The 24,345-nt window shown below is 40.5% G+C and carries 16 protein-coding genes and 1 pseudogene; 13 read left to right on the plus strand and 4 right to left on the minus strand.

Annotated elements, in window-relative coordinates; translation table 11 throughout:
• Window positions 1–43: 43 nt before the first annotated feature.
• Together rplL and rpoB are read left to right on the plus strand one after the other, a co-directional pair.
• A complete protein-coding gene (gene rplL / locus HMPREF1528_RS11065; RefSeq protein WP_016479818.1) occupies window positions 44–427 on the plus strand; it encodes a 50S ribosomal protein L7/L12 in 384 nt (127 codons plus the stop codon).
• A gap of 221 nt (window positions 428–648) precedes the next feature.
• Window positions 649–4,458 carry a DNA-directed RNA polymerase subunit beta gene (gene rpoB / locus HMPREF1528_RS11070; protein WP_009411590.1) on the plus strand — a complete coding sequence of 1,270 codons (3,810 nt, stop codon included), beginning with the start codon at window positions 649–651 and terminating at the stop codon, window positions 4,456–4,458.
• A 238-nt stretch (window positions 4,459–4,696) separates the two neighbouring features.
• Here the strand turns inward: rpoB and HMPREF1528_RS11075 are convergent, their stop codons facing one another.
• The 3 genes from HMPREF1528_RS11075 to HMPREF1528_RS11085 are packed head-to-tail and all read right to left on the minus strand — an operon-like array spanning window position 4,697 to window position 6,738.
• On the minus strand, window positions 4,697–5,329 hold the full coding sequence (locus tag HMPREF1528_RS11075) for a hypothetical protein (RefSeq protein WP_016479819.1): 633 nt from the start codon (window positions 5,327–5,329) through the stop codon (window positions 4,697–4,699).
• Window positions 5,330–5,340: 11 nt separating this feature from the next.
• The gene (locus tag HMPREF1528_RS11080; RefSeq protein ID WP_016479820.1) at window positions 5,341–6,336 is read right to left on the minus strand and encodes a hypothetical protein; all 996 of its coding nucleotides are present in this window, start codon (window positions 6,334–6,336) and stop codon (window positions 5,341–5,343) included.
• A 51-nt stretch (window positions 6,337–6,387) separates the two neighbouring features.
• Entirely contained in the window at window positions 6,388–6,738 is a 351-nt protein-coding gene (locus tag HMPREF1528_RS11085; protein WP_016479821.1) for a WD40/YVTN/BNR-like repeat-containing protein, read from the minus strand.
• Window positions 6,739–7,651: 913 nt separating this feature from the next.
• On the opposite strand from HMPREF1528_RS11085, the gene HMPREF1528_RS11090 reads away from it, so the two are divergent.
• The 9 genes and pseudogenes from HMPREF1528_RS11090 to HMPREF1528_RS11130 all read left to right on the plus strand — a co-directional run bounded on the left by HMPREF1528_RS11090 (window position 7,652) and on the right by HMPREF1528_RS11130 (window position 18,844).
• On the plus strand, window positions 7,652–8,095 hold the full coding sequence (locus HMPREF1528_RS11090; RefSeq protein WP_016479822.1) for a DUF2262 domain-containing protein: 444 nt from the start codon (window positions 7,652–7,654) through the stop codon (window positions 8,093–8,095).
• A gap of 39 nt (window positions 8,096–8,134) precedes the next feature.
• Window positions 8,135–8,646: pseudogene (locus tag HMPREF1528_RS11095) on the plus strand (GNAT family N-acetyltransferase).
• Between the two features lie 29 nt (window positions 8,647–8,675).
• Window positions 8,676–9,005: a hypothetical protein gene (locus HMPREF1528_RS11100; protein WP_016479824.1), complete on the plus strand. Its 330-nt coding sequence runs from the start codon at window positions 8,676–8,678 to the stop codon at window positions 9,003–9,005.
• A gap of 6 nt (window positions 9,006–9,011) precedes the next feature.
• Window positions 9,012–9,383, plus strand: a complete 372-nt coding sequence (locus tag HMPREF1528_RS11105) for a hypothetical protein (RefSeq protein WP_016479825.1) — start codon at window positions 9,012–9,014, stop codon at window positions 9,381–9,383.
• Window positions 9,384–10,254: 871 nt separating this feature from the next.
• Window positions 10,255–14,541, plus strand: a complete 4,287-nt coding sequence (rpoC, locus tag HMPREF1528_RS11110) for a DNA-directed RNA polymerase subunit beta' (RefSeq protein ID WP_009418470.1) — start codon at window positions 10,255–10,257, stop codon at window positions 14,539–14,541.
• Between the two features lie 3 nt (window positions 14,542–14,544).
• On the plus strand, window positions 14,545–14,856 hold the full coding sequence (locus HMPREF1528_RS11115) for a DUF3467 domain-containing protein (RefSeq protein WP_009418481.1): 312 nt from the start codon (window positions 14,545–14,547) through the stop codon (window positions 14,854–14,856).
• Window positions 14,857–15,294: 438 nt separating this feature from the next.
• On the plus strand, window positions 15,295–15,627 hold the full coding sequence (locus HMPREF1528_RS11120) for a PadR family transcriptional regulator (protein WP_002673691.1): 333 nt from the start codon (window positions 15,295–15,297) through the stop codon (window positions 15,625–15,627).
• A 3-nt stretch (window positions 15,628–15,630) separates the two neighbouring features.
• Window positions 15,631–17,094 carry a PspC domain-containing protein gene (locus tag HMPREF1528_RS11125; RefSeq protein WP_016479827.1) on the plus strand — a complete coding sequence of 488 codons (1,464 nt, stop codon included), beginning with the start codon at window positions 15,631–15,633 and terminating at the stop codon, window positions 17,092–17,094.
• Window positions 17,095–17,209: 115 nt separating this feature from the next.
• Entirely contained in the window at window positions 17,210–18,844 is a 1,635-nt protein-coding gene (locus HMPREF1528_RS11130; RefSeq protein ID WP_016479828.1) for a S8 family peptidase, read from the plus strand.
• A 120-nt stretch (window positions 18,845–18,964) separates the two neighbouring features.
• Here HMPREF1528_RS11130 and HMPREF1528_RS11135 read toward each other — a convergent pair whose 3' ends face one another.
• Entirely contained in the window at window positions 18,965–19,570 is a 606-nt protein-coding gene (locus HMPREF1528_RS11135) for a superoxide dismutase (protein WP_016479829.1), read from the minus strand.
• Between the two features lie 62 nt (window positions 19,571–19,632).
• Between HMPREF1528_RS11135 and HMPREF1528_RS11140 the strand changes: the two genes are divergently transcribed.
• Entirely contained in the window at window positions 19,633–21,246 is a 1,614-nt protein-coding gene (locus HMPREF1528_RS11140; protein ID WP_016479830.1) for a sulfatase-like hydrolase/transferase, read from the plus strand.
• A gap of 451 nt (window positions 21,247–21,697) precedes the next feature.
• The gene (locus tag HMPREF1528_RS11145; protein ID WP_016479831.1) at window positions 21,698–24,292 is read left to right on the plus strand and encodes a DNA gyrase/topoisomerase IV subunit A; all 2,595 of its coding nucleotides are present in this window, start codon (window positions 21,698–21,700) and stop codon (window positions 24,290–24,292) included.
• Window positions 24,293–24,345: the final 53 nt, after the last annotated feature.

A 24,345-nucleotide genomic window follows, 5' to 3' on the forward strand; every position in this document is an offset into this window, starting at 1 on the left:
GCACAAAATTATTTTTAAACAATTAAACAAAAACGATAGAAAAATGGCAGATTTAAAAAAATTCGCAGAACAATTAGTAAACTTAACCGTTAAAGAAGTAAACGAGCTTGCACAAATCTTGAAAGATGAGTACGGCATTGAGCCAGCAGCTGCAGCAGTAGCAGTAGCAGCCGGAGGTGCAGTAGCCGGAGGTGCAGCAGAAGCTGGTGCTGAAAAAACAGAATTTGATGTATTCTTGAAATCAGCAGGTGCTAACAAATTAGCGGTTGTTAAATTAGTAAAAGACTTAACTGGTCTTGGACTAAAAGAAGCTAAAGAAGTAGTAGACAGCGCTCCTTCAAAAGTAAAAGAAGGTGTTTCTAAAGAAGAAGCTGAAGGGCTTAAAAAATCTTTAGAAGAAGCTGGTGCAGAAGTAGAATTGAAATAATTTTACTTATAAACCCTATAAGGTTTAGGTCTTTTTCAGTAGGAATTAGACCTAAACCATTTTGTAATTTAAGGCAACAATACAACAACGATATTATGGCAAGAGATTTGTGCCATATGAACTTTAAAAAAGTTTAGGACTTTGACAAAGTCTTAACTATGACAAACTCACGACTAACGACTTACTACTAACGATTAAACAATAATATTAAAGTAAAGAAAATGCTTACGAATCAAACCGCAAGAGTGAATTTTGCTTCCGTGAAACACGTTCCTGAATACCCTGACTTCTTGGATATTCAAATCAAATCGTTTCAAGAGTTCTTTCAGATGGAGACCAAATCGGAAGACCGAGTGCACGAGGGATTGTATCATACCTTTAAAGAGAACTTTCCTATATCGGACACTCGCAACCAATTCGTATTGGAGTTTCTCGACTATTTCGTAGACCCTCCTCGCTACACTATCCAAGAATGTATAGAACGCGGTCTTACCTATAGTGTGCCTCTGAAAGCCCGATTAAAGCTTTATTGTACTGACCCCGAGCACGAAGATTTTGAAACTATCGTACAAGACGTTTATTTGGGCACAATCCCTTATATGACGGCAAGCGGAACATTCGTTATCAACGGAGCTGAGCGTGTAGTAGTATCGCAGTTACACCGTTCACCAGGGGTATTCTTCGGTCAGTCGTTTCACGCTAATGGTACTAAACTCTACTCCGCACGTATTATTCCTTTCAAAGGTTCGTGGATTGAGTTTGCTACCGATATCAACAACGTGATGTATGCCTATATCGACCGTAAGAAAAAACTTCCTGTAACAACTCTCTTCCGTGCAATTGGTTTTGAACGCGATAAAGATATATTGGAAATATTCGACCTTGCAGAAGAAATAAAGGTTTCTAAAACAGGGCTTAAAAAATACATCGGTCGTCGTTTAGCTGCCCGTGTGCTCAACACTTGGCACGAAGACTTCGTAGACGAAGATACCGGAGAGGTAGTGTCTATCGAGCGTAATGAGATTATCCTCGACCGCGATACTGTACTCGATGAAGATAACATTCAAGAAATCTTAGAAGCTGATGTAAAGACCATTCTTCTTCACAAAGAAGATAGTCAGGCTACTGATTATACCATTATCCACAATACTTTACAAAAAGACCCTACCAACTCTGAGAAAGAAGCAGTGGAACACATTTACCGACAGTTGCGTAATGCTGAACCACCCGATGAGGAAACTGCTCGCGGTATTATCGACAAGCTATTCTTCTCAGACCAACGCTACAACTTGGGAGACGTAGGGCGTTACCGTATCAACAAAAAATTGGGATTGGATACCCCTATGGAAAAGCAAGTGCTTACCAAAGAGGATATCATCACCATCGTGAAATATTTGATTGAGCTCATCAACTCTAAAGCAGAGGTAGATGATATCGACCACTTGTCTAACCGCCGTGTGCGTACGGTAGGAGAGCAATTGGCAGCTCAGTTTGGCGTAGGTCTTTCTCGTATGTCGCGCACTATTCGCGAACGTATGAACGTACGTGACAACGAGGTATTTACTCCTATCGATTTAATCAATGCGAAGACCCTTTCGTCTGTGATTAACTCGTTCTTTGGTACAAATCAATTATCTCAGTTTATGGATCAAACGAATCCATTGGCTGAGATTACCCACAAACGCCGTTTGTCCGCCTTAGGACCTGGAGGTTTGTCACGTGAGCGTGCGGGCTTCGAGGTGCGAGACGTACACTATACTCACTACGGACGTTTGTGCCCTATTGAAACCCCAGAAGGACCAAATATCGGTTTGATATCTTCATTGGCGGTATTCTCGAAGGTAAACGGTATGGGCTTTATAGAAACCCCTTACCACAAAGTTACTAATGGGAAGGTAGATCTTAAAGATATGACCTACCTCACTGCCGAAGACGAAGAAGGACTCAAAATTGGTATGGCTAATATCGCTTTAGACGATAAAGCTAATATCATTGAGGAAAAAGTGGTTGTAAAAGAAGATGGTGACTTCCCTGTAATTGAACCTAACGAAGTACAATATATAGACGTGGCGCCTAACCAAATCGCTTCTATTTCGGCTTCCCTTATTCCGTTCTTGGAACACGACGACGCGAACCGTGCATTGATGGGCTCGAATATGATGCGTCAGGCAGTACCTTTGTTAAGACCTGAAGCACCTATCGTAGGAACAGGTTTGGAACGCCGTGTAGCTTCAGATGCCCGTGTGCTTATGAACGCAGAGGGTGATGGTACAGTTGATTATGTAGATGCTGATAAAATCATTATCACTTATGACCGTACTGATGAACAAAAATTGGTAAGCTTTGATGCTGATGAAACAGTATATAACCTTATCAAATTCCAAAAAACAAACCAAGGCACTTGTATCAACCTAAAACCGATAGTTGAAAAAGGTGAGAGAGTGAAAAAAGGTCAGGTGTTGTGTGAAGGTTATGCTACTGAAAACGGAGAGTTAGCACTCGGTCGTAATATGAAGGTAGCGTTTATGCCTTGGAAAGGTTATAACTTTGAGGACGCAATTGTGATTTCGGAACGCGCTGTACGTGAGGATTTATTCACTTCTATCCACATTGATGAATACGCTTTGGAAGTGCGTGATACTAAATTGGGAGCCGAAGAGCTTACCAATGATATCCCTAACGTATCGGAAGATGCAACCAAAGATTTGGACGAATACGGTATGATTCGCATTGGAGCAGAAGTACGCCCAGGGGATATTCTTATCGGTAAGATTACTCCTAAAGGAGAATCAGACCCTACCCCTGAAGAGAAACTCCTCCGTGCTATCTTTGGTGATAAAGCGGGTGATGTGAAAGATGCTTCTCTAAAAGCTTCACCTTCACTTTACGGGGTGGTTATCGACAAGAAATTGTTCTCACGTGCGGTAAAAGACAAACGCAAACGCAGTAAAGATAAAGAAGATGTAGCACAATTAGAAGCTGATTACAACGCTAAGTTTGAAGCTCTTCGCTCTAAATTATTGGAAAAACTATACAGTTTGGTAGCTGAAAAGACTTCGGAAGGAGTAGTGAACGACCTCGGCGAAGAAATTGTGCCTAAAGGTAAGAAATATACTAAAAAAGTGCTTGAAGGCATTGAGGATTATGCTCACCTTACTTCTGCAGGTTGGACTGACGATAAGCACATCAACGGTCTTATAGACGACCTTTTGCACAACTATCGCATTCGTGAAAATGACCTACAAGGAGGATTACGTCGCGATAAATTCACCATTGCTGTGGGAGACGAATTACCTGCAGGTATCCTAAAATTAGCTAAAATTTACGTGGCTAAGAAACGTAAGCTAAAAGTAGGAGATAAGATGGCAGGTCGCCACGGTAACAAGGGTATCGTAGCACGTATCGTTCGCGATGAGGATATGCCTTTCCTTGAAGACGGAACTCCGGTAGACATCGTGTTAAACCCTCTTGGGGTACCTTCACGTATGAACATCGGTCAGATATACGAAACTGTATTGGGCTGGGCAGGACAAAAGCTCGGCAAGAAGTTTGCAACTCCTATCTTCGATGGAGCATCGCTTGAGCAAATTAATGAGCTTACCGATGAAGCAGGCGTACCCCGTTTCGGTCATACTTACCTATACGATGGTGGTACTGGTGAACGTTTCGACCAAAAAGCAACCGTAGGGGTAATTTATATGATTAAGCTCGGACATATGATTGACGATAAGATGCACGCGCGTTCTATCGGTCCGTACTCACTTATCACCCAACAGCCATTGGGAGGTAAAGCCCAATTTGGTGGACAGCGTTTTGGAGAGATGGAGGTATGGGCATTGGAGGCTTATGGAGCATCTAGTACCTTACGCGAAATCTTAACTGTAAAATCCGATGACGTAGTAGGTCGTGCCAAAACTTACGAAGCGATTGTAAAAGGTGAGACAATGCCAGAACCAGGATTGCCAGAATCTTTCAACGTATTGATGCACGAGCTTAAAGGTCTTGGATTGGATATTAGACTTGAAGAATAATGATTAATTATTAATGGTTAATGGTTAATGGTTAATAATTAATTGTTGAAATTATAATAAAATTCCAAACTATTGAATATTCAGTAGTTTGGAATTTTTGTTTTTATATAGGAGGTTAGAAAGGCGTATTTGTATATTCTTATAATAACGTAAATTCAACACAAGAAATAATATTGAACTAATGTTATAAAAACTTAAGTATAACACAAAGTGCTCTGCTGAAGTATAATAAATAGTTTTACAAATTGAAAGCTTCTTTCAGTTCATTGTAGACTGTTTGGTATTGAAAATTTTGTATTGAAGGGTGTAGAATATACATAGCTGCTATCTCTTTATTTCCTACTTTGTAATAATAGAAGCCTTTACCTTTATTGATGAGTGTATTTTCTTTAGATTGGTATTCTCCTGTATAAGGCATTTTTACCCAAAGTCTATGACTCCATACTACAATAATATCAGGTTGGCAGACTTCTAACACCTCCCAAAAAGCCTTTTCTGATTTAGTAAATTGTTCAGTAGTAGGAGACTGAAAAGGAGCTGCCATTGGCTCCTGAACATAGTTATAGAAAGCTACTCGCTCCCAAAAATCCACTATTTCATTAGTAGATAGGTTGCCATTATGAAAAGCTTTTGCGAATCTAGTAAAGGTTTTCATCCAGTTGCCGTGTCCTCTTTTACCTTTCTGATAGTTTATAAACTCTTGTACTATGTAGTTAGTGAAAGTAGGATCATCAAGAGAAGCATTTCCATCTTCATCGGCACTATAATGACTTTCTCCTAACACTAATACTTTTTTACCTTGATATCCTTGTTGGTATTTTTCACCAATGTAAGGGGTGAATAAAACATTTTTAAATTGGTTTGTTTGCATAATATTCTTTATTAAACTTCCTTTTGTGGGTTACACTCTTCAATGAGTTCATCAATATTTTTACCAATTCCTTTTAAAGGTTCTTGGTAGAATGCGACAATTTCATTAATAAGTTTTTCTACACTTTCAGAGCTAAGTTCTTCGCCTTTGCGCAATAGGTTATAATTAAAAGTTTCGCTTAACTTATAACCTTTTATCCAGTCTTTCGATTCTCCTTTTTGGGCGTAGCGATAAGGTGCATATTGACGATTGCTAAAAAACTCTGACCAGAAAGTGAGGTATATTTGTCCGCTGTTATTGGTATCACCTACTCTAAGCCACATACCTATATCCTTTCCCCCTACTCGCCACCATAGTATATCATCTTCTACAGTGAAATCAGTTAAGGTTTTATCTAACTTTCCTTGAAGTAGAGTGTTGATTTTATGTATATAGCCTTTTTTATTTAGATAAGGAAGAATGTGATTTTCAAGTTTGTTAAGTTCAGTAGCAACTTCGTGTTCAATAGCTCCGCCTAATCCTATTTCTTTAGACAGAGTGTTGATGATAGCATATAGATGAGCTTGTATTTCAGTTTTATTTTGGTTTACATTTTGTGTGTCTACAGCTATCGCATTGAGCGATTGCAAGATGCTTTTAGCACTTTGTGGTTTAGCATAAGGGATAATATCTTTAGCAACTAATTTGAGTAAATGATTAAGTTCTTCTAATGAAATATTTCTATCTTCCCACACTTTCCAAAGTTCTTCAATAAAGTTATTAAAGAGCTCTGATTTCTTCTCGAAAACCTTTACATTGCGTTCTTTGTCTTCCTCGCTGGCAGTTTGTCCTTGTAAGAGGAATACAGTAACGATAGCGGTAAATATAGCCCCTATGGCAGAGTTGTTGATTTCTTCTACTATTTTAGGGAGTTCGTTTTGGTAAATAGCATTAAAGATAAAAATGCTAAGTGAAATAGCTAACAAAGTAACTAATCCGATGAGTATTTTGCTTTTGAATAGCTTCATTTATTTAGATTTTAAAAGAATGCCTACCTATACGATAGGCATTCTAAATGATTAATTTCTTTTTGTCCAAGTACGCCCCTCGTTTTTTGAGATATAAGTACCTTTTGAAGTAGTAGCTACAAGCTCAGTGCCATTTACTTGTATGGTTTCAAATGTTCCATAGGAGGCATTAGAAGTACGTAATGTCCAATTGACTCCTTTACTTGTTGAAGCATAGACTCCTTTAGATGTAACGACAATAATTTCCTTACCGAAAATAACTAAATCATTGAAGTCTCCAAAATTAGTTCCTTTGTAGCGTTGAATCCAAGTTCTACCATTATTAGTAGAAAATTCAAGTTTGTTGTCGTCTGTAGGGCAAATTCGTAGCAATTCGTTCCCTAGATTAATTTCTTTTGCCATTTTGTTGGTATTAATTTTTGTCCTACTCACTTATAGGCTTTTCGGTTACTCCTCTATTATATACAGTCCTTCGGATAGCTGTTTTATTTCGGTTGCAAAATTACAGTAAGTATTGGTCAAAATATGACCATTTAATATTTTTTTCAATATAAGGACAAAAAAACGCGGTGCATTCCTTGTTTACCCATTACAGAAGCCCGACCAAAGGCTCACTACAAAGTAAAAAGGAATGCCCACGTAACCGCAGGCACTTCCACTTCACTTTCCTGTAGTGTAAAGAAAAATTGGTCGTATTTCTGTAAAGGAAAATGTAAAGCGAAACGCTAATATTGTTTATGTCTTTAAATGGCTATTTAACCGCAGTTAAATAGTGTTTAAATTGTTCTCGGTTGTCTAATTTTGGTGCATAGTTACGACAATTTTTTGTACTATGCAAGTTTTTAACATTTATTTTTTTACAGATGAGTTGTAAAAAATTAGAAATCAAATAGCAGAAGATAGAGCAATGAGGGTGTGAGCACTAATATTTTTCGAACTTTATCGCGAGTGATAAGTATTGCTATAAATATAACTTTTTCTAACATAAGAGCTACAATTTTAATCCTTTTAAGGCGTCTAATAGTATTTCTACTCTTTGTTTGCAACTCTCGAAGAAAGCTTCACTCTTTACAATTTAGCGCCCTCCCGTAGCATCCAAAAGTTCGTTGTTCTTTTGGGTGATAGTAGCGACTTGCTGTAATAGATTTTTTAGTTCTTTCATTATTATTCTTTTGGGCTACAAAATTAAGAAATTAAATAAGAATCAAAATTACTTTTTATCTTATAAAAGTATATTTATACGTTTTATTGTTATATCATTAAAAAAAAATCTTATCTTTGCTCTCATTATCAATGATTATTTGTTATATTGAATATGAATTTTATCACTGAAAACCAAATAGAGTATCAAGCATTCTTTACCTTTTGGCATAAAAAAGAAGCTGAAATTGTAGTCCGTTTTGATGCTGAACGCCACTTTACAGAAGGAGAAAAGCAAGAAGTATTTCAGCAAGTAGCAACCAAAATACAGTGGTTGGAACAGCACAAGGAAGCTGTTTTAGAGTTTCTCCTCAAAAATGAAGAGGTAAGAGAACTTTTTGAAGAAGCCCAAGAAGAACGGGAAGAAGAAGGCGAGCAAGCAGTTTCTGATGAGCAGTTTTGTGAGGCGGTATATTTGCACAATCTGTATTGTGAAGTAGGCAAAGAAATAGCCTGCACTTTTGATATAGATACCGCCCCTGACTACTTTCTTGGTCATTTGGTGAATATAAAACTTGATGATAGCTATCATCTTAGCTTAGAAACTATTAGCGGATAATAATAATACTGAATTGTAACTTAATGTAATATAACAATTATGAATATATGTCCTGCCATCACAACTGATATAGCCTTATTACAGGCTATTGGCAAGCAAACTTTCTACGAAACCTTTGCTGAGACTAATACTCCAGAGGATATGGAGCAATATCTCACTACGAGTTTTGGAACAGCCAAAATACAGCAAGAACTATCGAATCCAGATTCTCTTTTCTTCTTTGTTGAAGAAGAAAACAAGGTGATAGGCTATTTGAAGCTTAATTTTTCCTCTGCTCAAACAGAACCACAAGACCCTAATGCAATGGAAATAGAACGTATCTATGTGTTGAAGGAATTTCACGGCAGTGGGGTAGGTCAAGCGCTTTATCAAAAAGCTATTGAAGTAGCTAAAGAGCGAAGAGTACCCTATGTATGGCTGGGGTATGGGAGAAGAACAAAAGAGCCTTACGTTTTTACCAAAAAAATGGATTTGTAGCTTTTGATACCCACACCTTCGTCTTAGGTTCTGATGCTCAAACCGATATATTAATGAAACTGTCGATGTTTTGAAATATCCCCCCCTTACTTTAAAAAATACAATGATTAGTTATACGCAAAAAGAACACGGCTGGGCAACGGTAACTATTAGCAATGGCACTGCCGAAATAGCCTTTGTAGCCTCTCACTTGCACGATAGTAGGCAAGATTTGATACGCTCGGTAGCAACCTTACAAAAGTACAAAGAAGCAACCGTTGTTTTTCAAGACGAACCCGATGGTTATGTACTTCATTTAGAGCGCGAGGACAAGCATTGCTATTATACCCTTCATTCCTTTAAAGGTTATGACCCAACAGCTCTTTGCGAGTTGGTTTTAGAAGGAAACATCAGTTTTGCAAGTTATAAAAACGATATAGCAAAGATTAAATAACACTATATGGAAATTACACAAGCCCTTAAAACAGAAATTTACCACACCCTTACCGACTTTTTAGAAGCCTATAAAGCTGAAGATGCCCAAGTATTAGCTGAAAAGTTTGATATTTCGGGAGAATTTTTAGAAGAAATCTATGAAATGTTTGACTTTGTAGAAGATAAAAGCGTATTGCACCTCTTTCCTATAGAAGAAATGGATAAAAAAGAAGGTGGAGGGGTGAATTTAAAGGTGTATAACTTCAATAATGATGATACCGCTGTGGGAATAGAAGCTCACTTGTGGGATGATCAAGAATATTTTGCCGTCATCAAAGGATATTACAACCTTAGTGACCAATTTCCTAAGTTTGTATTTCACTATTTTAGTGTTTAATATGCATTGTCCACTTTGCCAAAGGTCGTAGCACGACAGGCAGAGAAAATTAGGAAATGAGAAAATGAGATAAATGCCAATAAAACCAAATAATACCAATAATATCAGAAATAATCAACTTTGGCAAAGTTTGAGATGAAAAAGCGATGCGTTGGGCAATGGTTGGAGAATTCGGAAGGAAACGAAGATTTTCAGAAGGAGACTAAGGGGCTTTTTAATGAAAAAAGGGTGTAAGGAGGGTGGGGTTAGCTTATAGAGAGCTTATAGGAAGCTTATACGAATCTTGGACGATTGGTATAGGAAGGGCATATAAGTGATTGACTCATAGTATAATACAGCGATGCAAAAAATGGTAAAAACGGGGTTTCGAGGCGAAAGAAAGAGGAATCCTCACCCCGTCCCTCTCCCAAGGAGAGGGGGGATATAGCGACGGAAAGGAGAAGAAATAATTAAAAAATTAGCAAATTAGAAAATTAGTAAATGGGAAAGTGTGAGGTCTTAGGGCATAGGCACTAGGGGAAAGTATGATAAAAAAAGGAACAAGTGACGAGAGACTAAGGACGAATGATGAAGGTAATACGGAGGAAATTTCAACTTTGAGAAAGGGCATAGCACGACAAGCAAATTAGAACCTTTGGCAAAAATAGTAGCAGGACAGGCGAGTAGAAACTTTGAAAGTGTAAAAGTTTAAGACTTCGATAAATTTTATGCTACTAACTATCAACCTCTTAAAATATTCTTCTAAAAATATTACGAAAAAATAATTGCTATTTTAAAAAATAGTTGTACTTTTGCACGATATTTTGTAAATAGGCTTCGTGGGGAGACCTCTATGAAGCCCGATAAATTTATTATATTCACCATAAATAATATGGCAAGAGAAAAAAATACAGCTGTTCCTAAATTTGATAAGATTTCGATTGGTTTGGCCTCTCCTGAATCTATCTTAGCCGTTTCACGCGGTGAGGTTACTAAACCTGAAACTATCAACTATCGTACTCACAAACCTGAACGCGACGGGTTGTTTTGTGAGCGTATTTTTGGTCCTGTAAAGGACTATGAATGTGCTTGTGGTAAATACAAACGCATTCGTTATAAAGGCATCGTCTGCGACCGTTGTGGCGTGGAAGTAACCGAGAAAAAAGTACGCCGCGAAAGAGTAGGACATATCAACCTTGTGGTGCCTATCGCTCACATTTGGTATTTCCGCTCATTACCTAACAAAATAGGTTATTTGTTAGGGCTTCCTTCGAAAAAGTTGGATATGATTATCTACTACGAGCGCTATGTAGTTATCCAACCAGGTATTGCCAAAGGACCAGAAGGTGAAGATTTACAATACTTAGACTTCCTTTCAGAAGAAGAATATCTCGCTATTACTGAGAGTCTTCCTGCTGATAACCAATATTTAGAAGATACTGACCCTAATAAGTTTATCGCTAAAATGGGGGCTGAGTGTCTTCTTGAACTCTTAGAACGTTTGGATTTAGACGCACTTTCTTACGACTTGCGTCACAAAGCTAATAACGAAAGTTCTAAACAACGCAAAACTGAAGCTCTTAAACGCTTACAAGTGGTAGAGGCGTTCCGCGAATCTCAAAGAAACCGCGAGAACAAGCCTGAATGGATGATAATGAAGGTGATTCCTGTGATTCCGCCTGAATTGCGCCCGTTGGTACCACTTGATGGGGGACGTTTTGCGACTTCCGACCTTAACGATCTTTACAGACGTGTAATTATTCGCAATAACCGTCTAAAACGCTTGATGGAAATCAAAGCGCCTGATGTGATTTTGCGCAATGAGAAACGTATGCTTCAAGAGTCGGTAGATTCACTTTTCGACAACACACGTAAATCATCAGCTGTAAAAACAGAGTCTAATCGTCCGCTTAAATCACTTTCTGACTCATTGAAAGGTAAGCAAGGGCGCTTCCGTCAGAACCTCCTCGGTAAACGTGTAGACTATTCAGCACGTTCGGTAATTGTGGTAGGTCCTGAACTCAAAATGTACGAATGTGGTTTGCCAAAGAATATGGCAGCCGAACTCTATAAGCCGTTTGTAATACGTAAGCTCATCGAGCGCGGTATTGTGAAAACGGTGAAATCAGCTAAGAAAATCATTGACAAGAAAGAGCCCGTAGTATGGGATATTTTGGAGAATGTAATTAAAGGTCACCCTGTACTACTGAACCGTGCTCCTACTTTGCACCGTTTGGGTATTCAGGCATTCCAACCTAAGCTCATCGAAGGGAAAGCAATACAGTTGCACCCACTTGTGTGTACAGCGTTCAACGCCGACTTCGACGGTGACCAAATGGCGGTGCACTTGCCATTAGGTCCTGAGGCTATCTTAGAGGCACAACTCTTGATGTTGGCTTCACACAATATCCTTAACCCTGCGAATGGTTCGCCTATTACCGTACCTTCACAAGATATGGTCTTGGGGCTTTACTACATTACCAAAGGTCGTAAGTCTACCCCTGAATATCCTATTAAAGGGGAAGGCTCAGTTTTTTATTCAGCAGAAGAAGTGAATATCGCTTATAACGAAGGAAAGCTCAGCTTAAACGCTTTTATTAAAGTGAAAGTGCGTGACCTCGACGAAAATGGCAATGTGTATTACCCCGTAGTAGAAACTACTACTGGACGTGTGCTCTTCAATGAGCTTGTGCCTTTGGAAGTAGGCTACATCAATGAGGTACTTACCAAAAAGTCATTGCGTGATATCATCGGTCGTATCCTCAAAGCTACTAGCATTCCTGTAACGGGAGACTTCCTTGACAAAATCAAGAATATGGGATACCGTTTTGCCTTTAAAGGCGGATTGTCGTTCAGTTTAGGGGATATCATCATTCCGCAAGAAAAAGCTGATATGATAGCCGAAGCCAACGGACTCGTAGATGGTATTATGATGAACTATAATATGGGGCTCATTACCAATAACGAACGTTATAATCAGGTGATTGACGTGTGGACATCTACCAATGCTCAGCTTACTGAATTGGCGATGAAACGCATCAGCACAGACCAGCAAGGGTTCAACTCAGTATATATGATGCTCGACTCGGGAGCGCGTGGTTCTAAGGAGCAAATTCGTCAGCTTACCGGTATGCGTGGTTTGATGGCAAAACCTAAGAAATCGAGCGTAGGGGGTGGTGAAATCATCGAGAACCCTATCTTGTCGAACTTTAAAGAAGGACTATCTATCCTCGAATACTTTATTTCTACCCACGGTGCCCGTAAAGGTCTTGCCGATACCGCTTTGAAAACAGCCGACGCAGGTTACTTAACTCGTCGTTTGGTAGACGTATCGCAAGACGTGATTATTAATACAGAAGACTGTGGAACCTTGCGTGGGGTAGAAGTACGTGCCCTCAAAAAGAACGAGGAAGTAGTAGAAACTCTTGGCGAGCGCGTTTTAGGACGTGTGTCGCTCCACGATGTATACAATCCTCTCACCGAAGAACTTATTGTGGGTGCTGGTGAAGAAATTACTGAAAAAATAGTAGACAAAATAGAAGCCGCTCCTATCGATATGATAGAAGTACGCTCGGCACTTACCTGTGAAGCAAAACACGGTATTTGTGCAAAATGTTACGGTCGCAACCTTTCTACCGGACGTATGGTACAGAAAGGGGAAGCCGTAGGGGTGGTAGCTGCCCAGTCTATCGGTGAACCAGGTACCCAGCTTACCTTGCGTACTTTCCACGCAGGTGGGGTTGCGGGTAACGTATCAGAAGAAAATAAAACTGAAGCCCGTTTTGACGGTGTACTAGAAATAGAAGACTTACGCGTAGTTCGTGGTAAAGACAACGAACAAAACCCTGTGGACGTAGTAGTGCGTTCATCTGAGCTCCGCGTGCTTGACCCTACTACCAAAATGGTACTTCAAACACACGATATTCCTTATGGAGCGCACATCTTTGTAAAAGACAAAGAAGAGGTGAAAAAAGGAACTCTACTCTTCCAATGGGATCCCTATAATGCGGTAATCATCTCGGAATACTCTGGTAAAATCGCTTATGAAGATATCGAACAGGGAGTTACTTACCAAGTGGAAATAGACGAGCAAACAGGCTTCCAAGAAAAAGTGATTGTAGAATCGCGTAACAAGAAGTTGATTCCTACCTTGCTCATCACTGATAAGAATGGCGAAACGCTCCGCTCTTACAACTTGCCTGTGGGTGCTCACATTATGGTGGACAACAACAGCAAGATTGAAGAAGGTAAGGTGCTTGTGAAAATACCGCGTAGCTCTGCCAAAGCTGGGGATATTACAGGAGGTCTTCCTCGTGTTACCGAACTCTTTGAAGCACGTAACCCATCGAATCCTGCCATCGTATCCGAAATTGACGGGGTAGTATCGTTCGGTAAAATCAAACGCGGTAATAAAGAGGTAATCGTTACCTCACGCTCGGGCGAAGAACGCAAATACTTGGTGAAATTATCAAGCCAAATCTTGGTACAAGAAAACGACTTTGTACGTGCGGGTAAACCTCTTTCCGACGGCTCTGTAACTCCTGATGATATTTTGCGTATTAAAGGACCATCGGCAGTACAACAGTATTTAGTAAACGAAGTACAAGAGGTATATCGCTTGCAAGGGGTGAAAATTAACGATAAACACTTTGAGGTTATCGTCCGCCAGATGATGCGTAAAGTGGAAATCCAAGACCCAGGTGATACTCTTTACCTCGAAGGTCAGTTAGTTCACAAAGACGACTTTATCGAGGAAAACGACCGCTTGTTTGGTAAGAAAGTAGTAGAAGATGCCGGAGACTCCGAAAACTTAAAAGCTGGACAGATAGTGAGCCTGCGTGAATTGCGCGATGAGAACTCTCTACTCAAACGCTCCGATAAGAACTTGGTAATCGCCCGTGATGTGATTCCTGCTACTGCTATGCCAGTGCTACAAGGTATCACTCGTGCTTCGTTGCAAACCAAATCGTTTATCTCAGCAGCCTCTTTCCAAGAAACTACGAAGGTATTGAACGAAGCAGCGGTAAGTGGTAAGGTAGACTTCCTCGACGGCTTGAAAGAAAACGTAATCGTAGGTCACCGTATCCCTGCAGGTACCGGACTCAAAGAATACGAGAAAATCATTGTAGGCTCTAAAGCCGATTTAGAACCCGTGGTAGAAAAGAAAAAATCGAGATAGACAATGGACGAAGTAGAAGAAAAAGAAGGACAGTTGAGCATTGAGCTCGACGACAAGGTTGCCAAGGGAGTATACTCTAACTTAGCAATTATCAACCACTCGTCTACCGAGTTCGTAGTCGATTTTGTGAGCGTAATGCCAGGGATGCCTAAAGGGAAAGTGCGCAGTCGCATTATTCTTACCCCTGAGCACGCCAAACGCCTACTATTCGCCTTAGATGATAATATTCAGAAGTTTGAACAAGCCAATGGCACTATTACCAATAGCGACGACCGTCACGCTATACCTCTCTTTGGTGTAACCGGACAAGCTTAATTTAATTACAAATAATCATAACTTTGCCAAAGATGTTAACCGCCTGTGTGGTTCACACCTTTGGCATTTTTTTATTACACTTCCTTCAAAAGCAATTCCTTTTCTAGCTTTTTACCTTTTATCACCCTATTAAACTTACTTTTAATATCGTTTTTCTTCACCCTCTACTTCTCTCATACATAGTGCATTATACACACCCTTCCTATACCAATCGTCCAAGATTCGTATAAGCTTCCTATAAGCTCTCTATAAGCTCCCCATACCCAAAATACATCTCTACCACCAAAAAAATATATCTTTTTCTTACCTTTTCTTTCTATCAATAAATCAGTGACTTAAGCACTTCTATTTAAAAAATATTAATTATTTCTGGTACTATGTATTGCATAATACTTATTTTTGTCGTATCTTTGCCTCGAATTTAAAAACATCAAAACTATGGAAGAATTTAATGTCGAAAAAACAAGAACACAAATGCGCAAAGGCATCTTAGAAATGTGTATTCTTTCCATTATTGACAAAAACAAAGAAGCTTACGTTTCCGACCTGATTGAGGCGCTCAAAACAGCCGATATGATAGTGGTTGAAGGAACGTTATACCCTTTGCTTACCCGATTGAAAAACAGCGGGCTACTTACCTATCAATGGAAAGAATCTACTTCAGGGCCTCCTCGTAAATACTACATCTTAACCGAATCAGGCAGACGCTTCCTAAACGAAACCGTAAAAGCCTGGCGTGATTTACAAACAATGATTGATAAAATTATTTAAATTATGGACAAAATAAAAAACATCAGTTTAGGTGGTTTTTCTTTTATCATCGAAGAAACCGCCTACAATGCCCTCAATAACTATCTCAATGAGGTGCGTAATCATTTGAACCAAAATACCGATAGAGAAGAAATTCTCTACGATGTAGAGCAGCGTATGGCTGAACTACTCAAAGTTCGTCTTAAAGAGCGCGAAGTAGTAATTGGTCAAGACGTGCAATATCTTATAGAAGTATTAGGTCGTCCCGAACAATACGTCGAGGGTGAAGAAACCTCTTCTGCTGAAACCAAATTTACCTTTTCTTCTTTGAAAGAGCGAAAGCTATACCGCGATATCGATGATAAGAAAATCGGTGGCGTACTCTCAGGCATAGCCCATTACCTTCAATACGACGTTACTTGGGTACGCATCTTCTTTCTATTGGTCTTACTAGTGAATATCTTCATTCTTCACTTTTTTACCTCCGCTCTGTTGCTCTTGTATATTGTGTTTTGGACTGTGGTACCTCCCGCACGCACAGCCGCTCAGAAGTTAGAAATGAAAGGTGAAGCCGTAACCATCGATACCCTTTCCAACTTCTCTTTTACGGGCAAAGAAACCCTAAAACCTGAAAGGAATGGCTTCCCTGTCTTACTAAAAGTAATACTCTACTTTATCGCAATTATATTACTATTGCCATTGCTTATATCCTTAGTAGCCGTAGTGCTCTCCTTATTTGGCATAACCGTATTCGGAAGCATTAGTCTGCTTGCCCTTAACGATTTTCTCCCCTTTATAGTGACGGCAACTTGGCAACGCTCTTTGTTGTACCTCTCGTTGATATTATTGTTTTTGCTACCTGTTTCGGTGGTAGTATTACTCAGTTTAAAACTTTTTATTAAGAGTTTTCGCACTCCTAAAATTTGGGTAATAGCCAATGTGTTGGCACTTGTGATAGGACTCATCGGGTTGCTAACCGTAGGAGGAACATTGGGCAAGGAGTTTATAACAAAAACACATGTGGAAGAAAAAATACCCCTCACCACCCTTTCTGATACCTTAGTGGCGGAAAAGATACGCAAAGAATACGGCTTCAATTCCCCTATAATACCCATCAATACCGATACCCTAATGGTAAAAGATTGTTCTTTTTTCATAGATACCCTTCCGCAAGGCGCAGTCCCCTATTTGCAATATATCAGAACGGCTCGTGGGAGCAATACTGTGGAAGCTAAAAAAAATGCCCAAAGTCCCATCTACCCGCTCACTATCAAAGGGAATCACATTAGTTTTCCTTATTATTACCAAATTGCCAAAGGAAATGTATATCGGGGGCAAGAGGTAAAAATAAAACTTTTTGTACCTATTGGCACTTACGTCCGCACCCTTAATGAGACCTTTTTTTCTCAAAAAGGAGGAAGATGGTTAAACGAAAACGGCCTTTACAAGGTAAGCAAAGACAGTATTTACGAGGTAACGGCAAAATAATACAAAAATAAAAAATGTTAATTATTCATTGGTTATTAGTATTTTTTGTACTTTTGCACGGTTTTTGTTATAAGATGAAAATCTATAGAATTTAAATACGTAATTAACTAATAGAATGAAAAAATCATTTATCTGGGTTGCCTTAGCAACTTTCCTATTTGTGGGCTGTCGGGCTACTAAAGTTAGTGCCGATATGGACAAAGCTCCCGCAACATCTTTAGCTCAGAAAACTTACAATGATGCTACCCTCAAAGGTTGGCCTCACGAAGGTTTTAAACAAAACTTCCCTGGACTGAACTTGCAAGAAGCCTATGCCCTACTCAAAGGTCTTACCCCTAAAAAAGTAATCGTAGGAGTGGTAGATTCCGGTGTGGATATCAACCACGAAGACCTTAAAAACGTAGTGTGGGTAAACACTAAAGAAATTCCTGACAACGGAATTGACGACGACAAAAACGGTTATGTAGACGACGTACACGGCTGGAACTTCCTCGGTAATATCGCTCAAGAAAATACCGAGATGACTCGTATTTACAAAACTAAGGATAAGAAAAATCCTGATTATGCCAATGCTAAAAAAGAATTCGATAAAGAAACTGCCGAAACTAAAAAACGCAAAGGCTATTATGAGCAACTTATCCAAATAACTGAATTTGCCGATAACAACTTGCGTAAAATCACAGGTAAAGAAGTGTATACTGCCAAAGACATCGATGCTGCTACCAAAGGCAAAACTTTCGATGCTCCCACTACCGAGATGATTCAGTTTATGAAACAGCTATTAGCAGATGTCTCTAATTCTGGTGATATCAAAAAAGAACTCAACGACGCTATTGAGTATTTCGATACAAAATTGAAATATCACCTCAACCCTGATTTTTCACCTCGTAAAACTATCTTAAAAGATAATGAAAACGACTTTACCAAAAAGTATTACGGCAATAATAACGTAATAGGTCCCAATACCAAAGATGCCTTACACGGCACACACGTGGCAGGTATCATTGGTGCTGAACGCAATAACGGAATCGGTATGAATGGGGTTGCTGATAATGTACTCATTATGGCAGTACGTGCTGTCCCCGATGGTGATGAGTACGACAAAGATGTCGCTCTTGCTTTGCGCTATGCAGTAGATAACGGAGCCAAAGTGATAAACACCAGCTTTGGTAAAGCTTTCTCTCCTCACAAAGAATGGGTGTATGACGCTATCAAATATGCAGCTTCTAAAGATGTTCTTATCGTGAACGCTGCGGGTAACGACTCTCAAGATATCGACGTGAAAGATACTTATCCTAACGACGAAGTAAACAAGAAAGAAATCTCCGATAACTTCCTTACCGTAGGGGCTTTGAACTATGAATATAACAAGAATTTAGTAGCTTCTTTCTCAAACTATGGTAAACGCAATGTCGATGTATTTGCCCCTGGGGTAAAAATTTATTCTACCACTCCTGAGAATAAATACGAGTTTTTGCAAGGAACCTCAATGGCTTCTCCCGAAGTTGCGGGAGTTGCAGCCTTGTTGCGCTCTTACTTCCCAAGTCTCAGTGCAGCCGAAGTGAAGAAAATCATTATGGAGTCTGGTGTAAAAGTAGATATGAAAGTACTCGTAGGTGAAGATGATGATGAAGGTAAAAAACGCAAAGAAATGAACTTCGCCGACCTTTCTACTACAGGTACTATCGTAAATGCTAAAAATGCAGTAATCTTAGCCGCTAAAATTACTAAAACAAAACTTAGCAAATAGAAATTTATATAATACAATGAAAAGCCGTATGGGAAATTCTCACACGGCTTTTTTCATATTTGCTTGTTATTCATAAGTCATTAGCATTTTAAACGCCTGTCGTGCTACGACTGCTACGACTTATTTATGAGCGTTGTAAAGTTCTGCAACTTTCGCCCAATTAATCACGTTAAAAAACGCCTCAATATAATCAGGACGACGGTTCTGATAGTGCAAGTAATAAGCGTGTTCCCACACATCTAATCCCAAGATAGGAAAACCTCCGCAACCAGTGTTAGGCATTAGCGGGTTATCTTGGTTTGCAGTAGAGCAAATCTCAAGCTTACCTCCTTTGTGTACACAAAGCCACGCCCAGCCAGAGCCAAAACGAGTAGTCGCAGCCTTGCTAAAAAGTTCTTTAAAAGCTTCAAAACTTCCGAAAGCCTCTTCAATTGCCTTAGCCAATTCTCCTGTAGGTTTACCTCCACCATTAGGGCTCATCACTTCCCAGAAAAGATTGTGATTGTAAAAACCGCCAGCGTTATTGCGAAGAGCAGCATTGTTCATATCAAGTGAGGTAAGAATTTCCTCAATAGTTTTGCCTTCTACCCCTGCTGGAGCCAAAGCCGTATTCAGGTTCGTGGTATAAGCGTTGTGGTGCTTAGTATAGTGTATCTCCATTGTACGCGCATCAATATAAGGTTCAAGCGCATTGTAAGCATACGGTAATTTAGGTAATGTAAACATAGTATTTTCTTTTTAAATTTTTAGCAAAAGTACTATAAAAGTTAATTGGTTGAGATACTTTAATGATAGATTTTCCTTATATAGGTATAATTATATTTGGAAAGTATAATTATTTTCATACCTTTGCAAGGTGTTTTTCTTTTACAAAAAACCACTACCCTATAATTATGAAACATTGTATCTTTTTTCTCCTTTATAGCTTTATTTTCGCTACTTATGCTCAAAAACCTAACGTCATCATCATTGTAGCCGATGATTTAGGCTATGGCGACCTAAGTTGCTATGGCGAAAAGACAATTCATACCCCGCAGGTAGCCTCTCTCGCCAAACAAGGAATGGTCTTTACGAACGTACATTCCACCGCTGCCACTTGCACACCTTCGCGCTATTCACTCTTCACGGGCTTGTACAATTGGCGACGCAATGACACTGGTATTGCTCCTGGTGATGCTGCTATGGTCATTCGTCCTGAGCAAACCACCATTGCCGATGTGTTCAAAGCAGCAGGCTATACTACTGGCGCTATTGGCAAATGGCACTTGGGCTTAGGAGGCGAACGCGGTAAACAGGATTGGAACGGCTTTATCACTCCTGGACCTTCCGATATAGGCTTCGAATATTCCTGCCTAATGGCTGCCACAGCCGACCGTGTACCTTGCGTGTGGATAGAAAACCAACGCGTAGCCAATTACGACCCCTCAGCACCTATCGAAGTGAGTTATAGCCTGCCTTTTGAAGGTGAACCTACGGGTAAGAACAACCCCGAACTGCTCACTAAGCTCAAACCTTCCTTACACCACGGTCACGACCAAGCCATAGTGAACGGCATTTCGCGTATCGGCTATATGAAAGGAGGTGGCAAAGCACTCTGGACGGACGAACATCTCGCCGATACCATTGTAGCCAAAACGGTAAAATACATCGAAAATCACAAATCTCAACCTTTCTTTCTCTATGTGGGTACTAATGACATACACGTACCTCGCTACCCCAATCCGCGTTTTGTAGGCAAAAGTGGTATGGGTTACCGCGGTGATGCAATTCTCCAATTCGACTGGACTGTGGGTGAAATCGTAAAAGCCCTCAAAGCTAATAAGCTATACGATAATACGCTCATCATTATCACCAGCGACAACGGTCCTGTGATAGACGATGGTTATCAAGATCAAGCCGAAGAGCTCTTAGGCAGACATCGTCCGTGGGGAGCTTTTCACAACCACGGAGGCAAGTACAGCAATTACGAAGCAGGTACGCGTGTGCCCTTTATCGTACGCTATCCTAAGATAGTGAAAAAAGGTACTTCCGACGCTTTGCTTTCACATATCGACCTCTTTGCCTCTTTAAGTAAATTTATTGGTGCTGAGATACCCGCAGGAGCAGCCACCGATAGCGAAGATTACCTCAAAGCTTTCTTAGGCAAGGACAAGAAAGGTCGCCCTTATGTAATAGCCTCTGGGGGAGCGCTCTCCATCACCGATGGTCGTTGGAAATATGTAGTCCCCAGCGACAACCCCTCTTATCAACCCCTCACTCGCACACATCTGGGCAACTATCCTGAGCCCCGATTGTACGACCTCAAAGAAGACATAATGGAGCTCTACAATGTAGCAAAAAACCATCCCGAAGAGCTCACCAGACTCAAAACAATGCTCGACAATATTAAAAACAGAAAATAGTGCTTTAACAATCAATAATAAAATTCGCTCCAAAAAAGGTAGATACTTTTTTGGAGCGATGTAATATCAATACTTTTTCTCCTATTCTCCCTTCTATTTCCGCTTTTCTTTCGTTTATTCTTCATCTGCCCGTGTAGCTCGCTCCGTCTTTTGTTCGTTCTTTGGTCATTGTAGACCCACTGTAGACCCACTGTAGACCCACTGTAGAGCCACTGTAGAGCCACTGTAGAGCCACTCATCGTTCGCTCTAACTTTGCCTTTACGTCGCTACATACTTTGCCAAAGTTGAAATCCCCTTCGCATTACCTTCATCATTCGTCACTCGTCATTCGTCATCTCTTTCTTTTACCTTTTACCTTTTACCTTTTATCTTTTACTTTTTACATAAATCCCATTTTTTGTCATTTGCCAATTATTTTCTATTTTTGCACTTTAAACAACATCTGTTCCGATGGAAGACAATACACCTCAAAACACTACTCCACAAGGAGATAGCATCATTAAAGTCACAGGTATGTACCAAGATTGGTTCTTGGATTATGCTTCGTACGTAATCCTAGAACGCGCTGTACCAGCAATCGAAGATGGCTTTAAGCCCGTACAACGCCGTATTATGCACTCGCTTAAAGAATTAGACGATGGTCGCTACAACAAGGTGGCTAACGTCGTAGGGAATACAATGCAGTATCACCCTCACGGCGATGCGAGTATAGGCGATGCTATTGTACAAATCGGTCAGAAGGACTTGCTCATCGATACGCAAGGTAACTGGGGAAATATCCTCACAGGCGACGATGCGGCAGCTCCTCGTTATATCGAAGCTCGCCTTTCTAAGTTTGCCCTCGATGTGGTCTTTAGCCCTAAGGTAACCGAATGGCAATCCAGCTATGACGGTCGTAAAAAGGAGCCTATCAGCTTGCCGGTGAAGTTCCCGCTCCTCTTGGCACAAGGTACCGAGGGGATAGCCGTGGGACTTTCTACCAAAATATTACCTCACAACTTCATCGAGCTTATCGAGGCTTCCATTGCTTACCTCAAAAATAAACCTTTTGAGTTATACCCCGATTTCCCTACTGCGGGTATTATGGACGTAAGTGGCTATAACGATGGGGCAAGAGGCGGACGTGTGCGGGTGCGTGCTAAGATTTCGCAACTCGATAAGAGTACGCTTTGCATCACCGAAATTCCGTTTACTACCACCACTACTTCGCTTATAGATTCTATACTGAAAGCCAACGAAAAAGGCAAGATAAAAATCAAAAAGGTAGACGATAACACAGCTGCCAATGTAGAGATATTAGTGCACTTGCCCAACGGCACGTCGCCCGATAAGACTATCGATGCGCTCTACGCCTTCACTGCCTGCGAAACAGCTATTTCGCCCATTACCTGTGTGATTGAGGACAACAAACCGCATTTTCTCACCGTTTCAGAAGTGTTGCGCCGCAGTACCGACCGCACAGTAAGTCTGCTCAAACAAGAGCTCGAAATTGAACTTTCTGAACTCGAAATGCAATGGCACAGTGCCTCGCTCGAAAAGATTTTCATCAGAGAAGAGATGTATATCGACTTCAAGAAATACACCGATAGAGAAAGTTTGTACGAGTACTTGTACCAGCGTTTTGAACCTTTCAAAAAAGATTTGATCCGTGAGATTACCGATGACGATTTGGCTAAACTCGCTCAAATACCAATGATTCGCATCACCCGCTTCGACTCTTATAAGGCTGATGAAAATATCCTCAAAATTGAAGCCGATATCGAGGAAGTGAAAAACCACCTCGCAAATCTTATCGACTATGCAATTTCCCATTTCGAACGCCTTAAAAAGACTTATGGTAAGGGGCGTGAACGGAAAACCGAAATGCGCGTATTCGATACCATCGAGGCGACCAAAGTAGTGGTACGTAATACCAAACTCTATGTGAACAAAGCAGAAGGTTTTGTAGGTACAGGCTTGCGCAAAGATGAGTATGTAGGGGATTGCAGTGATATCGACGATGTGATTGTATTTACCGAAAGCGGTGCGATGTACGTTACCAAAGTAGCTGAGAAACAATATATAGAGAAAAACATCATACACGTAGCGGTCTTTAAGAAAGATGATAAGCGCACCGTGTACAATATGATTTATAAGGACGGACAAACGGGCTTCTCCTATATCAAGCGCTTCAACGTTACGGGTATTACCCGCGATAAGAAGTACGAGCTCATTCCTCAACACAAAGAGTCGCGTGTGCTCTATTTTACAGCCAACCCTAATGGTGAAGCCGAAGTGGTAACCGTGAACTTACGTCAGTTAGGCACTTTGCGCAAACTGCGATGGGATATCGATTTTGCCGATACCCTCATCAAAGGGCGTGGCGTGAAAGGAAACCTCGTGAGCAAATACGCTATCAAGCGCATCGAGCTAAAAGAAAAAGGCGTATCAACCCTCAAACCGCGCAAGATATGGTTCGACGATATTGTAAAACGCCTCAACACCGAAGAACGTGGCACGCTACTCGGCGCTTTCAAAGGCGATGACCGTATGCTCCTCATCACCAAAGAGGGCGTCGTGAAGACCATTATCCCCGAATTGAGTCTGCATTTCGAGAACAATATCGCCGTAATGGAGAAATGGGTACCCGAGAAACCTATTTCGGTGATTTACTACGATGGCGAGAAAGAACGCGTGTTTGTAAAACGCTTTGTGGTAGAGAACGAAAACCGCGAAGAGTTAGTCATTACCGAACATCCTAAATCGCAATTGCTCTTTGTCTCTGCCGATTGGCGACCTATGGCTGAGGTGGTCTTCACGAAGGAAAAAGGCAAGGAGAAAGAGAACCTTACTGTGAATTTAGAAGAGTTCATCAGTGTAAAAGGCATCAAAGCCTTGGGCAACCAGCTCACTACCGACAAGGTTAAAACTATCAACACCCTTGAATCTCTCCCCTACGAAGAACCTCAAGAAGAGGAACCCGTAGAAGACCTCGGCGATGAAGAAATTGCCCCTCCTCCCTCTGAAAATGAGAGCGACGGCACCCAAACAGAATTAGAATTCTGAGATAACGATGAATAATCAAGTCGCTTTTGCGTCGCTACACTTTGCCAAAGTTT

Origin of the sequence: Capnocytophaga sp. oral taxon 336 str. F0502, assembly GCF_000411575.1 — a bacterium.
In the GTDB taxonomy this organism is placed as follows: domain Bacteria; phylum Bacteroidota; class Bacteroidia; order Flavobacteriales; family Flavobacteriaceae; genus Capnocytophaga; species Capnocytophaga ochracea.